This is a genomic window from Arsenophonus endosymbiont of Aleurodicus floccissimus, assembly GCF_900343025.1.
In the GTDB taxonomy this organism is placed as follows: Bacteria; Pseudomonadota; Gammaproteobacteria; order Enterobacterales; family Enterobacteriaceae; genus Arsenophonus.
Genome location: NZ_OUND01000003.1, coordinates 100,791 through 116,124, shown reverse-complemented (window position 1 = coordinate 116,124; position 15,334 = coordinate 100,791). Strand labels below are relative to the sequence as shown.

Genomic DNA, 15,334 nt, shown 5'->3' with positions numbered 1-15,334 from the left:
TATAACTCTTTAACTAAAAGGCCATAACTGATGTTATGGCCTTTTAATAATCATCAATAAAGAAGGGCATTAATTATCAATAGAACGTTTCACTTCAATGATTTCAAATACTTCTATCATATCACCAACACGTACATCATTATAATTCTTCACACCAATACCACACTCCATACCATTGCGTACTTCGTTGACATCATCTTTAAAGCGACGTAATGATTCCAATTCACCTTCATAAATAACCACATTATCTCGCAATACACGGATAGGGTTATTACGCTTGATTATGCCTTCAACAACCATACAACCAGCAATGGCCCCAAATTTGGGTGATTTAAATACATGACGGACTTCAGCTAATCCAATAATTTGCTGTTTATATTCAGGCTCCAACATACCACTCATCGCCTGTTTGATCTCATCGATAAGACTATAAATAACCGAGTAATAGCGTAGATCCAAATTTTCACTTTCAACAATGCGTCTTGCTGCAGTATCGGCGCGCACATTGAAACCAATGATAATTGCATTAGAAGCAGCAGCCAATGTAACATCGGTTTCTGTAATACCACCCACACCTGAACCAATAATTTTTACTTTCACTTCATCAGTTGATAATTTTTGCAACGAATCAGTAATGGCTTCACAGCTACCTTGTACATCGGTTTTTAATACAATATTTAACTCAGAAATCTTACCATCTTCCATATTAGCAAACATGTTTTCTAGTTTTGACTTCTGCTGGCGTGCCAATTTTACTTCTCGGAATTTACCTTGACGATAAAGTGCAACCTCACGCGCTTTCTTTTCATCACGGACAACCGTTGCTTCATCACCTGCTGAAGGTACATTTGATAACCCCAGAATTTCAACCGGAATCGATGGCCCCGCAGACTGAATATCTTCACCTAATTCATTACGCATTGCACGAATACGGCCATACTCAAAACCACATAGTACAATGTCACCTTTATTAAGGGTGCCTTCCTGAACTAAAATCGTCGCAACCGATCCGCGACCTTTGTCCAAATAAGACTCGATAACAACACCACTTGCCATTCCAGTACGAACCGCTTTGAGTTCTAATACTTCAGCTTGTAATAAGATAGCTTCTAATAATTCATCAATGCCTGTCCCTTTTTTGGCAGATACATTGATAAATTGATTTTCGCCACCCCACTCTTCAGCTACAACACCATATTGCGACAGCTCATTTTTGACGCGATCAGGATCAGCTTCGTGTTTATCAATTTTATTAACTGCAACGACAACCGGCACATTAGCGGCCTTGGCATGCTGAATAGCTTCTATCGTCTGAGGCATCACACCATCATCCACCGCAACGACCAAAACAACAATATCCGTTGCTTTAGCACCGCGCGCGCGCATTGAAGTAAATGCAGCATGTCCTGGTGTATCTAAGAAGGTAATCATGCCTTTATCTGTTTCAACATGATAGGCACCTATGTGCTGGGTAATGCCGCCGGCTTCACCCGATGCAACTTTAGTTGAACGAATATAGTCAAGTAATGAAGTTTTACCATGGTCAACATGCCCCATGATCGTTACGACTGGCGCTCGAGGTTCTGCAACTGCTTCACCGGTATCACGATCATTTAAAATCGCTTCTTCCAGCTCGTTTTCACGTCGTAAAATAACTTTATGCCCCATTTCCTCTGCCACAAGTTGCGCTGTTTCTTGATCAACAACCTGATTGATGGTCACCATAGCGCCCATTTTCATCATGGTCTTGACAACTTGCGAGCCTTTAATTGCCATCTTATTCGCTAATTCAGCAACCGAGATAGTTTCGCCAATCACAACATCGCGGTTAATAACCGCAACCGGTTTTGTGAAACTTTGCTGTAATAAACTGGTTTTTTTCTGTTTACCTTTGGTTTTATTCGTACGACCAACCGCTCGCTCTTCTTCGCGATCAGCTTTTTCAGAATGTTTATTATTTTTTTTCTGCCGAGTAGCCTTTCCACCTCGATTTCGGGCGCGACGGCCTTCTTCTTGGGCATCATTTTCATCTTCTGCTTCACGAGCATGACGAGAAGTCGTAGTATGATAATCTACATTATCTTCTGTTTCGTCATCACTACTCCAACGATTGGAGTTTTCCTCTGCCATACGACGAGCTTCTTCGGCAACACGTTTAGCTTCCGCTTCAACCTTACGTCGCATCTCTTCTTCAGCTTTACGTTTAAGCTCTGCTACCTCAGCTTCGCGACGCTGTTTTTCAGTATAACCAGCTGAATCTTGACTGGATTTAGCTGTTTTTGGATTATTTTTACTTTGTTTCACTTTCTCTTTTTCCGCTGCTTCGCACTTTGCTTGCTCTTCCGCTTCATGCTTCACTTGTTCTTCAGCTTTCGCTTTTTCCAAGACATCGCGGTCAACATATGTGCGCTTTTTACGGACCTCAATGTTGACTGATTTACTTTTTCCGCCAGTACTCGGTACACTTAGTGTGCTGCGAGTTTTTCGCTGTAGTGTTAATTTGCCAGTCTGGTTACCTGTCGTCCCATCTTCACGATTTAAGTATGCAAGTAAAGTTTCTTTTTCATTTTGAGTAACAGCGTCATTTTCAGTTTTCTTTATCCCGGCATCAGCAAACTGCTGTACCAAGCGTTCAACTGAAGTTTGAATCTCTGCTGCCAATGATTTTACAGTTTCATCTGCCATTCTGTTCCTTCCTGCTACAAATTATTTTGGATCGTTGCCAAACCAGCAAATATTGCGCGCAGCCATAATAATTTCACCAGCCAGTTCATCATTCAGACCTTCTTCAATATCTCTCAGATCGTCGATCCCCTGCTCGGCAAGATCTTCGAATGTACAAATACCATGAGCAGCTAGGTTCATTGCTAAAGCATGATTCATACCTGGTAGATTTAACAGATCCTCAGTTGGCTGATTATCACCCATACTCTCTTTTTGAGCCAATTCTAATGTCGTCAGCGCTGCTTTCGCTCTTTCACGCAAAACTTCAATCGTTGTCTCATCAAGATTTTCAATTTCTAATAGTTCTTTGATTGGTACATAAGCTAATTCTTCTAATGTAGAAAAACCTTCTTCAACGAGAGCAGTAGCGAATTCTTCATCAATATCAAGGTGCTTAACAAAAGAATCAATAGATGCATGTGCCTCTGCTTGATGTTTAGCTTCAAGTTCTTCCGCGGTCATTACATTCAATTCCCATCTGTCATCTCCACGATGCTTTTTCAGTAACTGGGAAGCTAAGCGAACGTTTTGTCCATTGCGGCCAATTGCCTGAGCCAAATTACTACTTTCAACGGCAACATCCATCGTACATTTATCTTCATCAACGACAATAGAGGCAACGTCAGCTGGCGCCATCGCATTAATCACAAATTGTGCAGGATTATGATCCCACAAAACAATATCAATACGCTCTCCTCCAAGTTCGCTTGATACTGCTTGCACCCTTGCACCACGCATCCCAACACAAGCGCCTACTGGATCGATGCGTTTATCATTCGTTTTTACGGCAATTTTTGCCCGCGATCCTGGGTCACGAGCAGCGGCTTTAATTTCAATAATTTCTTCACCGATTTCCGGTACTTCTATGCGAAATAATTCTACTAACATTTCAGGACGAGAACGGCTAACAAACAGCTGCGCTCCACGCGCTTCTGGGCGTACATCATACAATACACCACGCACACGGTCACCTGGTCGAAAGTTTTCACGTGGTAACATATCTTCCCGTAAAATTACCGCTTCGGCATTATTACCTAAATCTAAGGTAATATTTTCACGATTAACTTTTTTTATCACCCCGGTAATGATTTCACCTTGCTGCTCACGAAATTGTTCGACAACCATCGCTCTCTCAGCTTCACGTACCTTTTGAACAATAACCTGTTTTGCCGTTTGAGTGGTAATGCGGTCAAAGGTAACAGACTCTATTTGATCCTCTACATAATCGCCTAAATTAATCTCTGAGTCTTCAAATTTTGCCGCATCTAAAGTAATTTCACGTGTCGGCTGTGTGACTTCTTCAACTACCAACCAACGACGAAATGTATCAAAATCTCCCGTTTTACGATCAATATTAACGCGAACATCAATCTCTTGTTCATATTTTTTCTTAGTAGCTGTTGCTAATGCGGTTTCAAGCGCTTCAAAGATTTTTTCGCGAGGAAGCGATTTTTCATTAGAAACCGCTTCCACAACAGCCAGAATTTCTTTATTCATCCTAGTTGCCTCATTGAACTTTATTAAAAATGGGGTACCAGGTTAGCTTTCTGGATGTTTTTCAGTGCAAACACTTCGTCCTTGCCATCCACAGTAACCGTAATCATTTCGTCATCAACAGCTTTAATTATACCTCGCCATTTACGACGGTTCTGCATTGCTATTCTTAATATTAAATTCACTTCTTTACCAATACAATGCTGATAGTGTGTAACAGTAAAGAGCGGACGCTCAAGTCCTGGTGAAGATATTTCTAGGTTATAGAGCTCTGAGATCGGATCTTCAACATCCAATACTGACCTGACCTGATGGCTAACTTCGGCACAATCATCAACGGTAATACCATTTTCATTATCAATATAAACGCGTAATGTCGAAACACGTGCTCGAATAAACTCCAGACCAACAAATTCAAAACCTAGAGCTTCTACCGGCACTGAAATCATAGATATTAATTTTTGCTCTAACGTGGACAAACCCCATCCCCAGACATAAAAAAAGGGCTAAAAGCCCAGTAATTCTGTTTTAAATAACAAAAAACCCCGAAAACCGGGGCTTTATGCAACTGGACCCTATACACTTCCAGTAGGTTTATAACCCCTTACTCAGGACTCTTCCAAACGAAAATAATCCAATAAGACGCCTGAAATAGATCATATGCTAAGAAGTGGTTGCGGGAGCCGGATTTGAACCAACGACCTTCGGGTTATGAGCCCGACGAGCTACCTGCCTGCTCCACCCCGCGTTCGGAAATTCCGCAGATTTTACGCTTATAATATGCGAAACGCAAGCTATCTTTTAAAATGGTGCCGAGAACGGGACTTGAACCCGTACGCCCGTTTTATAGGCACTACCACCTCAAGGTAGCGTGTATACCAATTTCACCAGCTCGGCACACCAGTAAGACAATTTTTTAATAACAGCCTCACTCACTACACAAACTGTTGCTTAATTAATGAGGGATATCACTTGTTGGTGCTACAGGCGCTGTAGGAACTCCCACTGGTTTCTCAACTTTAACAGGTTCACCAATGTTTTCCCATTTGCCTCCAGTCACACTTTTACTAGCAGTTAAATTCCCTAAAATTAAACTGATAACAAAGAATAATGTTGCAAAGATAGCCGTTATCCGCGTCATAAAATTACCTGATCCTGATGAACCAAATAATGTTGCAGAAGCACCTGCACCGAATGAAGCTCCCATATCAGCACCTTTCCCTTGTTGCAGCATGACCATACCAATCAGCGCAATTGAGACTAATAAAAAGATAACCAAAATGGTTATGTACATAGCTAACTACCTATTTGACAATAAAGCTCGGAAAAACCTATCTATTGCAACTTCCTCCTTAAGTCGTTACTTTAAGGAGCGGTTTTGAATACTAACCAAACCTTAGCTGACAAGCAAGATTATTTTTTATCTCATCGTACTGTTTGTAGAAAAAAACAACAAAAGTTGTTCTCCAAAGCCAGTTGGCGAAAAATGACATAATACTTATACAACCATATGATCTTTTGTAAAAATATTATGATTTATTTCACTTGCTTAACCACTTCAGCAATGCGATTAACCATTGAGGTAACCTGCTTTTCATTTTCACCTTCCACCATGATACGAATTAAAGGCTCGGTACCTGATTTACGCAATAAAACCCGTCCTCTACCTGCTAGTTCTTTTTCCACTTGGTTTACCACATTTAAAACATCTTCTGTGGCCAATGGATTATGGCTACCGGAAAAACGCACATTTATTAATACCTGAGGCATCAATTTAATCTCACAACAGAGATCATAAAGACTCATATTATTACGGATCATCGCACTTAGAACTTGTAAACCAGCAATAATCCCATCACCTGTTGTCGTTTTATCTAACAAAATAATATGGCCTGAATTTTCAGCACCAAGCCGCCATCCTTGCTCTTGTAATTTTTCGAGAACATAACGATCGCCAACTTTTGCCCTGATAAAAGGTATATCCAACTGTTGCAGGGCTAATTCTAATCCCATATTACTCATTAAAGTGCCAACAACTCCACCGTGCAATTGACCTTGTCGAAGTGCATCACACACAATAATATAAAGAATTTGATCACCATCTATTCTATTACCACGATGATCAACCATTATTACGCGATCACCATCACCATCAAAAGCAAGACCAATATCCGCTTTTTCTGTTGCCAGACGTTTTTGTAATAGCGTAACATCAGTCGCGCCACAACCCTCATTAATATTCAGTCCATTTGGTTCACAGCCGATTGCGATGACTTCCGCACCAAGCTCAGTTAAAACATTCGGGGCAATATGATATGTTGCGCCATTAGCACAATCTAAAACTATTTTTAATCCACTTAGACTTTGGTCACTGGGAAAAGTCCCTTTGCAATACTCTATATAACGCCCAGCAGCATCAACAATGCGACTCGCTCGTCCTAATTCGGCAGACTCAACACAAGTAAGTGGTTTCTCCATCTCAGCTTCTATTGCTTCTTCTACATCATCAGGTAACTTAGTGCCATCAATCGAAAAGAATTTAATACCATTATCATAATAGGGATTATGGGAAGCAGAAATGACAATACCTGCTTCAGCACGGTATGTGCGTGTTAAATAAGCAATCGCTGGTGTAGGCATAGGACCTGTAAATGCAGCTGATAACCCTGCTGCTGCAAGACCCGCTTCTAAAGATGACTCCAACATGTAACCTGAAATGCGTGTATCTTTACCTATGATTATTTTACGAGAACCATGCCGCGCTAAAACCTTTCCCGCTGCCCAACCCAATTTCAAAACAAAATCAGGGGTAATTGGGTTTTCTCCTACTTTGCCACGAATACCATCGGTGCCAAAATATTTGCGCTTACTCATAATCATCTGTTTCCTTTACTGAAAGGGTTGCTTGAACAATCTTCATAGCCTGTACAGTTTCTTTCACATCATGAGCACGAATAATCTGTGCTCCCTGCATAGCTGCGATAACTGCGCATGCGATACCGCCAATAAGCCGTTCCTCTAGTCGTACATCTAATAGTTCACCAATCATAGATTTACGTGACATACCAACTAGTAGTGGCACTTCTAAAGCATGAAATTCATTCAATTTCGCTAATAATTGATAATTATGCACCAAGTTTTTACCAAAACCGAAACCTGGATCAATAATCAAACGATTTTTTGCAATGCCAGCAGCTTCACAACGTTCAATTTCATCTGATAAATACTGTTTTACTTTTGCAACCACATTTTTATAATCGGGTGTTTGTTGCATTGTCTTAGGTTGACCTAACATATGCATAATACAGATCGGTAATCCTGTTTCAGCCGCAGCTTCTAATGCACCCGGTTCATGTAGCGACCGAACATCATTAATAATATGCGCACCTGCTCTAGTTGCCTCTGTAATGACAACAGCTTTAGATGTATCAACAGAAACCCAAACATCAAAACGGTCAGTTACTGCTTCGATTATTGGGATAACTCGATCAAGTTCTTGCTGTAGATTGACTTCACTAGCACCCGGACGGGTTGATTCACCACCAATATCGATAATTGCCGCACCATAGTTAACCATACTAGCTACATGCTTGAGCGCATAGTCATAACGATTGTATATACCACCATCAGAAAAAGAGTCTGGAGTAACATTTAATATTCCCATAACGATAGGACAATTAAGATCAAGCTTTATTTTTCGGGCAGTAATTTTCATAATCACCTTACTCAACCAAACAAAACCCCAGGTTGTCCTGGGGTTTCAATCATTTATTCATTTCACATAGAGAACCAATGATCATTAACGATTCTCTGTGTTACTTCCATTATCATTTTCTTGCACATTATCTTCACCCTGAGCGGCAGAAATATTCTTTTCTGGCTCTCTTTGTGATGAGGATGTTGCAGCAGGATTACTATCATTATCATCCCAGCCAGCTGGAGCTCTAACTGGACGGCGATTCATCAAATCATCAATTTGAGGTGCATCAATGGTTTCATATTTCATCAATGCATCCTTCATCGCATGCAAAATATCCATGTGTTCATTCAAAATCTGACGAGCTCGTTTATAATTACGATCAATAATTGCCTTGATCTCTTCATCAATTGCTCGCGCAGTTTCGTCTGACATATGATTAGCTTTAGCAACCGAACGGCCCAGGAAAACCTCACCTTCTTCTTCGGCATAGAGCAATGGCCCTAATTTCTCAGAAAAACCCCATTGCGTCACCATATTACGAGCAAGATTAGTTGCTACTTTAATGTCATTTGACGCGCCAGTAGATACCTTTTCTGAACCGTAAATAATTTCTTCAGCTAATCTGCCGCCGTAAAGCGTAGAAATTTGACTTTCTAGCTTTTGCCGACTCGCACTAATTTGATCACCTTCTGGCAAGAAGAATGTGACACCTAACGCACGACCACGTGGGATAATTGTCACTTTATGAACAGGATCATGTTCTGGAACAATACGTCCTATAATCGCATGGCCAGCCTCATGATAAGCCGTAGATTCTTTTTGTTCTTCTGTCATCACCATAGAGCGACGTTCAGCACCCATCATGATCTTGTCTTTTGCCTTTTCGAATTCCACCATCGTGACAACACGCTTATTTCCGCGTGCGGCAAAAAGGGCGGCTTCATTAACTAAATTAGCTAAATCAGCACCAGAAAAACCAGGTGTGCCTCGTGCCAATACTGAAGCATCAACACTAGGATCTAAAGGTACACGGCGCATATGAACTTTCAAAATCTGCTCACGACCACGTACATCAGGCAAACCCACAACAACCTGCCGATCAAAACGTCCAGGACGCAATAATGCCGGATCTAACACATCGGGACGGTTGGTAGCGGCAATAACAATAATACCTTCATTACCTTCAAATCCATCCATCTCTACCAACATTTGGTTAAGAGTTTGTTCACGTTCATCGTGCCCTCCTCCCAAACCTGCGCCACGTTGGCGGCCAACCGCATCGATTTCGTCAATAAATATAATACAAGGCGCGGCTTTCTTTGCTTGTTCAAACATATCACGAACTCGAGAAGCACCAACACCAACGAACATTTCTACGAAATCTGAACCGGAAATAGTAAAAAAAGGAACTTTTGCTTCACCAGCAATGGCTTTTGCCAATAAAGTTTTACCTGTTCCCGGTGGCCCTACCATCAAAATTCCCTTAGGAATCTTACCACCTAATTTTTGAAAACGCCCCGGTTCACGCAAATATTCAACTAGTTCACCAACTTCTTCTTTCGCTTCATCACAACCGGCAATATCAGCAAAAGTGGTTTTAATTTGATCTTCTGTCAGCATGCGCGCCTTACTCTTACCAAAGGACATAGCACCTTTGCCACCTCCTCCTTGCATCTGACGCATAAAAAAGATCCAAACCCCAATTAGTAAAAGCATTGGGAACCAGGAAATGAAAATAGTCGCTAAGAAACTTTGCTCTTGAGGTGGTTCACCAATGACGGTGACATGCCTTTCAAGCAAGGTATCCAACAATCTTGGATCCTCTCGCACTGGAATATAAGTCGTATAACGACTGTTATCCGTTTTCTTAACACTAATTTCACGATCAGAAATCCGCACTTCACGTATCTGATCCTGAGTTAACTCATTCATAAAGGTAGAATAATCCACCCTGCGACTATTCGAATCGCTAGGACCAAAACTCTGGAATAGAGACATCAGGACTACCGCAATGACTACCCAGAGAATCAGGTTTTTCGCCATGTCACTCAAGGGATGAACCTCTTCATTACAACTATGTTAAATAAATAACGTACAGGGTACTATATTTTGTGTCCTGTCGCTACAATGTACACTTCACGTGAACGTGAAGCATCTGGTTTACGAATTTTAACTTTCAAAAATCGAGAGCGAATTTCCCTCAGATATTCATCAAAGCCTTCTCCCTGAGATACTTTAACAATAAAACTTCCCCCAGTAGCCAGTACATCGCGACACATATCCAACGCTAGCTCAACCAGATACATGGATCGAGGAATATCGACAGCAGGTGCCCCACTCATATTGGGAGCCATATCAGACATAACAACCTGGACTTTTTTATCACCAACTCGTTCAAGTAATGCCTTTAATATCTGCTCATCCCGAAAATCTCCTTGTAAGAAATCAACACATCCGATGTGATCCATTAGTAATAAATCACATGCAATAACCCGCCCCGTCTGGCCAACTTTGCTTACTGCATATTGAGACCAACCACCAGGCGCTGCCCCTAAATCAACAACGGTCATACCAGGTTTAAATATTTTATCACTCTGCTGCTGCTGGATCTCATCCAATTTAAACCATGCACGCGAGCGAAACCCTTTTTTTTGTGCTTGAAGAACGTATTTATCACTAAAATGTTCCTGCAACCAACGACTAGAGCTTGCTGAACACTTTTTATTAGCCATTGTTTTTCCAACTATACTTATAAAATAACACTGATCTCTGCCATTTTCGATATACCAAAATTATAGAATTTATGGTGATAACTAAAAGGTGGCGGTAGAATGTACTGTTTTCAATCCCACTAAAGCAAAAAACAATGACTCTTAATAAAAAGCAAATACAATATCTAAAAAGCCTTGCTTATCATCTAAACCCTGTTGTAATGATAGGTAACAATGGTTTAACTGAAGGTATTTTAGCTGAAATCGAACAATCTTTGTCATATCATGAAATTATTAAAATCAAGATCGCGAAAGCAAAAATTTGATAGCTAACGCTATTGTTCGAGAAACCGATGCTATCAATGTGCAAATTATTGGTAAAATTTTTATACCCTATCGCCCTTCTGAAGCACGCAAGATCATTTTACCTAAATAAGTTTTCTACATTTATACAAAAATGCCATCCCACTTCAGGGTCAAAAAGGCCGCTTTGGCCTCTTTTACTTTTGAATTAACTCAAGAACATAACACTTTAAGATAAAATGAAAATCAAATATATTCCACTCGTAAAATTTCATATTCAACTTCACCTCCAGGGGTGTTGATAACTGCCACATCATCCATAGTCTTACCGATCAGGCCGCGAGCTATTGGCGAATTAACAGAAATGAGATTTTCTTTGATGTCGGCTTCATCATCACCCACAATACGATAAATCTGATCTTCATTTGTCGTTACATTAAATACGGTAACTGTCGCGCCGAATATTACACGACCCTCATTTTTCATTTTTGTTACATCAATAACTTGCGTATGAGACAATTTAGCCTCAATTTCTTGGATACGCCCTTCGCAAAACCCTTGCTGCTCACGCGCTGCATGATATTCTGCATTTTCTTTCAAATCACCATGTTCACGTGCTTCTGTAATAGCAGCAATAATTTCAGGACGGCGAATATTCTTTAAAAATTCTAACTCTTTACGCAGCTTGTCTACGCCACGTACCGTCATTGGAATCTGTTTCATTAATAAGTGCCTCTGATTCTTTCCTAAATAAAAATTAAATATCTTCCTGATTTTTCTGTCATTAAAGCAAATTAGCACTTCTGACAAAACAACATTCTGGGCAAACAAAAAAGGGGGCAAACCTTGTTAACTATTAATTTACAACTTTATTATTCTATCATTTAATTAACCATTCTAACGCACACTTAATGCTAGGTCACCGTTTACTTTTTTCTGCATTACACTTTAGTATGTCTATTATGTCTACTTTTATATATAGCACTTATGGCTTTTTTTTAAATTGGAAGATCATATTGGTTATTTAACCTACTTTTCATATTCAATCAGGCGCTATCAGCACCAATTGAAAACTATATTAATTATCTGCCTGCTGGTACAAATCTCTCTTTTATCGCGCAAAAAGTGGGGAGTGATACCCCATTGTTTGATTACCATAGCCAACAAATGGCACTACCTGCAAGTACTCAAAAAATTATTACCGCACTAGCCGCATTACTTCAATTAGGTCGCGATTATCAATTTGTCACCCATTTCGAAACTGAAGGAAAAATTATCGATCATCGTTTAAAAAGTGATTTGGTTGTACGCTTCACTGGCGATCCAACCTTAACGCGCCAACAAATTCGCAACATGGTAGCTGAATTAAAACAACTTGGTATTGAACAAGTTGAAGGCGATTTAATCATCGATATATCAGCCTTCGCTGGCCACGATAAGGCTCCAGGGTGGGTATGGAATGTATGTGACACAATGTTTTAGTGCTCCACCAAGCGCCGCTATTATCGATAAAAACTGTTTTTCAGCCACTTTACATAGTGGTTAGAAACCTGGCGATATCGCACATGTCCATACTGCCTCTTTTTACCCTATTAATATCTTCAGTCAAGTTATTACGCTAGCAAAAGGTTCAACTGATGCACGTTATTGCGCATTAGACGTTATACCAGGAGAACTAAACCGTTATATATTAAAGGGTTGCTTAACTCAACGCGCTGAACCGCTACCATTAGCATTTGCCGTTCAAAACGGCGCAAGTTATGCAGGAGCTATTATAAAAATTAACCTGATAGATGCCAAAATCACGATTACCGGGCACATTAAACAACGCCATTTGCCTACCATAGCAGGAAATATCCTGGCCACGACAAAATCTAAACCGTTACATCATTTGCTGACAATAATGTTAAAAAAAATCTGATAATATGATAGCTGATGCGATCTTTAGAACCATAGGCCGTGAATATTATGGTGTCCCAGGTACCTGGTCTTCTGGCTCCGATGCTATCAGCCAGATTTTAAAACAGAAAGCCAATATTAACTTAGCTAATACGATTATAGTAGATGGTTCAGGACTATCTCGTCACAATTTAATTACACCAACGGCTATGATGTCTATTTTGCAATATATTACTAAACATGATAACCAACTAAACTTCATTGCTATGTTACTATTAGCTGGTCATGATGGTACTTTACGTTATCGTGGTGGCTTAGACAACGAATGGTAAGGTCTCAGCTAAAACCGGTGCTTTACAAGGAGTATATAACCTCCGTCGGCTTCATTACCGCACAAAGTGGTCAGCGTATCGCTTTCATGCAGTTTATTTCAGCTTATAGCTTTCCACCAGCGCAATATAATAGTCGCCGTATTCCGCTTTTCCGTTTTGAAAGCCATCTCTATAAAGATCTTTATCGTAATTACTAATAGTAAAAAAAGGGTATCTACTCGATACCCGCTAAAAAATAATTCGCATTAATTAACGCTTATAAATGAAGACGATTCCCTGTTCATCGTCTTCATTCCAATCGTCGTCATCCAGATCCGTTTCATTATCAAGTAGCTGTTCTTTGTGATAATAATCCCACATAAATTCAGCTTTATCGGATCCTGTGCTATCTACCGATATATTTTGAGGATGGGCTTGGATAAACGTCATAATATCCCAACAAAGTGTTTTAACACCTAGCTGATTTATCGCAGAAATCTGATAATACTTGTCTTGCCATCCTAAAGCTTCAACAATAGTTTTTATACCGTCATTAGTCTCTTGGAGGGGTCAAAAGATCAATTTTGTTAAAAACTAACCACCGTGGTTTTTGTGCTAATTTCTCACTATATTTTTCCAGTTCCGCATCAATTATTTTGGCATTTTGAGCTGGATCAGAACCATCAATAGGACAAATATCAATAAGATGCAGAAGTATCGTGCAACGTTCCAAATGCTTTAAGAAACGAATGCCAAGACCTATTCCTTCTGCCGCTCCTTCAATTAAACCAGGGATATCAGCAATAACAAAGCTTTGCTCACTATCCATGCGTACTACGCCCAAACTCGGCACCAAAGTAGTAAATGGATAATCGGCAACTTTGGATTTCGCCGCCGAGACTGAACGAATGAAAGTCGATTTACCGGCATTCGGCATACCTAGCATGCCTACATCAGCCAATAAAATCAATTCAAGTAGCAATTCTCTTGTTTCACCTTTCGTTCCCATCGTTTTTTGACGGGGAGCACGGTTGACTGATGATTTAAATCGGGTATTACCTAAACCATGAAATCCACCTTTCGCAACCATTAAACGTTGCCCGTGACGCGTCATATCACCAACTATTTTTCTGGTTGAAAAATCACGTATTCGCGTGCCAACCGGGACTTTAATGGTCTTATCTTGACCACGTTTGCCAGTACAATCACGACTTTGACCATTCTGTCCCCGCTCAGCTTGGAAGATTGTTTCAAATCGATAATCGATCAACGTATTAAGATTTTCATCAGCCAACAGATAAATATCTCCACCATCTCCACCATCTCCACCATCAGGCCCACCCTTAGGGATATATTTTTCACGGCGGAAGCTAACGCAGCCATTGCCGCCATCGCCAGCTATAACTAATATTTTGGCTTCATCAACAAATTTCATTATCTTTTCTCCGCATACTAGACATTATACGCTAGATGGTAGTTTTACCCAGAGATGGTATCACATAAGCTAATATAAAAAGCCCCGCAAAATTGCAGGGCTTTTTTAAACGCTATTTAAAGATCAAAAAAAACTTATTCAGCTTTGATACTGACATATTTACGATTTTTTGGTCCTTTAATTTCAAATTTAACTTTTCCGTCAGCCAATGCAAATAGGGTATGATCGCGACCACAACCAACATTACTACCAGCATGGAATCTAGTGCCACGCTGACGAATAATAATGCTACCTGCCAATACAGATTCACCACCAAAACGTTTTACACCTAGACGCCTTGCTTCAGAATCGCGACCGTTACGCGTTGAGCCGCCAGCCTTTTTATGTGCCATTAATCTGCTCTCTTAATTCTTAAGCAATACCAGTGATCTTAACATCAGTAAACCACTGACGGTGGCCCTGTTGTTTACGGCTATGTTTACGGCGACGAAATTTAACAATTTTAATTTTCTCACCGCGACCATGCGCAATAACTTCAGCTTTAACTTTGATGCCTCCAACGACAGGAGCACCGATTTTAATATCATCACCGTCGGCGATCATCAATACTCGATCGAACTCAACAGTCTCACCTGTCGCAATATCTAGCTTTTCCAGGCGAACTGTTTGGCCTTTACTGACCCGGTGTTGTTTACCACCACTTTGGAAAACCGCGTACATATAAACTCCGCTTAAGACACTCCCTTAGCATATTTGA

At 40.3% G+C, this 15,334-nt stretch carries 11 protein-coding genes, 2 tRNA genes and 3 pseudogenes; 2 read left to right on the top strand and 14 right to left on the bottom strand.

Features of this window, described 5'->3' with window-relative positions:
- Window positions 1–69: 69 nt before the first annotated feature.
- The 10 genes from infB to rlmE form a co-directional block, all read right to left on the bottom strand.
- Complete coding sequence (infB, locus tag ARADI_RS10535) at window positions 70–2,685, bottom strand: translation initiation factor IF-2 (protein ID WP_119712031.1); 2,616 nt, start codon at window positions 2,683–2,685, stop codon at window positions 70–72.
- A gap of 21 nt (window positions 2,686–2,706) precedes the next feature.
- Window positions 2,707–4,221: a transcription termination factor NusA gene (gene nusA, locus ARADI_RS10530; RefSeq protein ID WP_119712030.1), complete on the bottom strand. Its 1,515-nt coding sequence runs from the start codon at window positions 4,219–4,221 to the stop codon at window positions 2,707–2,709.
- A gap of 23 nt (window positions 4,222–4,244) precedes the next feature.
- Entirely contained in the window at window positions 4,245–4,697 is a 453-nt protein-coding gene (gene rimP / locus ARADI_RS10525; protein WP_119712029.1) for a ribosome maturation factor RimP, read from the bottom strand.
- A 192-nt stretch (window positions 4,698–4,889) separates the two neighbouring features.
- Window positions 4,890–4,966: transfer RNA gene (locus ARADI_RS10520), tRNA-Met, on the bottom strand.
- 59 nt (window positions 4,967–5,025) lie between these two features.
- A tRNA-Leu gene (locus ARADI_RS10515) sits at window positions 5,026–5,115 on the bottom strand.
- Between the two features lie 58 nt (window positions 5,116–5,173).
- Window positions 5,174–5,512: a preprotein translocase subunit SecG gene (secG, locus tag ARADI_RS10510; protein ID WP_119712028.1), complete on the bottom strand. Its 339-nt coding sequence runs from the start codon at window positions 5,510–5,512 to the stop codon at window positions 5,174–5,176.
- A gap of 242 nt (window positions 5,513–5,754) precedes the next feature.
- Complete coding sequence (gene glmM, locus ARADI_RS10505) at window positions 5,755–7,092, bottom strand: phosphoglucosamine mutase (RefSeq protein ID WP_119712216.1); 1,338 nt, start codon at window positions 7,090–7,092, stop codon at window positions 5,755–5,757.
- On the bottom strand, window positions 7,085–7,933 hold the full coding sequence (folP, locus tag ARADI_RS10500; protein WP_119712027.1) for a dihydropteroate synthase: 849 nt from the start codon (window positions 7,931–7,933) through the stop codon (window positions 7,085–7,087). Before folP ends, glmM begins: the two co-directional genes overlap by 8 nt.
- A gap of 84 nt (window positions 7,934–8,017) precedes the next feature.
- Window positions 8,018–9,961 (bottom strand): ATP-dependent zinc metalloprotease FtsH, encoded by a 1,944-nt coding sequence (gene ftsH / locus ARADI_RS10495; RefSeq protein ID WP_238149433.1) that lies wholly within the window; start codon window positions 9,959–9,961, stop codon window positions 8,018–8,020.
- A gap of 59 nt (window positions 9,962–10,020) precedes the next feature.
- Window positions 10,021–10,650, bottom strand: coding sequence for a 23S rRNA (uridine(2552)-2'-O)-methyltransferase RlmE (rlmE, locus tag ARADI_RS10490; RefSeq protein WP_119712025.1), 630 nt, complete (start codon window positions 10,648–10,650; stop codon window positions 10,021–10,023).
- Window positions 10,651–10,784: 134 nt separating this feature from the next.
- On the opposite strand from rlmE, the pseudogene yhbY reads away from it, so the two are divergent.
- A pseudogene (gene yhbY / locus ARADI_RS10485) lies at window positions 10,785–11,065 on the top strand (ribosome assembly RNA-binding protein YhbY).
- A 113-nt stretch (window positions 11,066–11,178) separates the two neighbouring features.
- Here yhbY and greA read toward each other — a convergent pair.
- Window positions 11,179–11,655 (bottom strand): transcription elongation factor GreA, encoded by a 477-nt coding sequence (greA, locus tag ARADI_RS10480; protein WP_119712024.1) that lies wholly within the window; start codon window positions 11,653–11,655, stop codon window positions 11,179–11,181.
- A gap of 279 nt (window positions 11,656–11,934) precedes the next feature.
- Between greA and dacB the strand changes: the two are divergent.
- Window positions 11,935–13,360 (top strand): annotated as a pseudogene (gene dacB / locus ARADI_RS19840) (serine-type D-Ala-D-Ala carboxypeptidase).
- 52 nt (window positions 13,361–13,412) lie between these two features.
- Here dacB and cgtA read toward each other — a convergent pair.
- The 3 genes and pseudogenes from cgtA to rplU form a co-directional block, all read right to left on the bottom strand.
- Window positions 13,413–14,577: pseudogene (cgtA, locus tag ARADI_RS10470) on the bottom strand (Obg family GTPase CgtA).
- A 134-nt stretch (window positions 14,578–14,711) separates the two neighbouring features.
- A complete protein-coding gene (gene rpmA, locus ARADI_RS10465; RefSeq protein ID WP_119712023.1) occupies window positions 14,712–14,969 on the bottom strand; it encodes a 50S ribosomal protein L27 in 258 nt (85 codons plus the stop codon).
- Between the two features lie 19 nt (window positions 14,970–14,988).
- On the bottom strand, window positions 14,989–15,297 hold the full coding sequence (gene rplU / locus ARADI_RS10460) for a 50S ribosomal protein L21 (protein WP_119712022.1): 309 nt from the start codon (window positions 15,295–15,297) through the stop codon (window positions 14,989–14,991).
- Window positions 15,298–15,334: the final 37 nt, after the last annotated feature.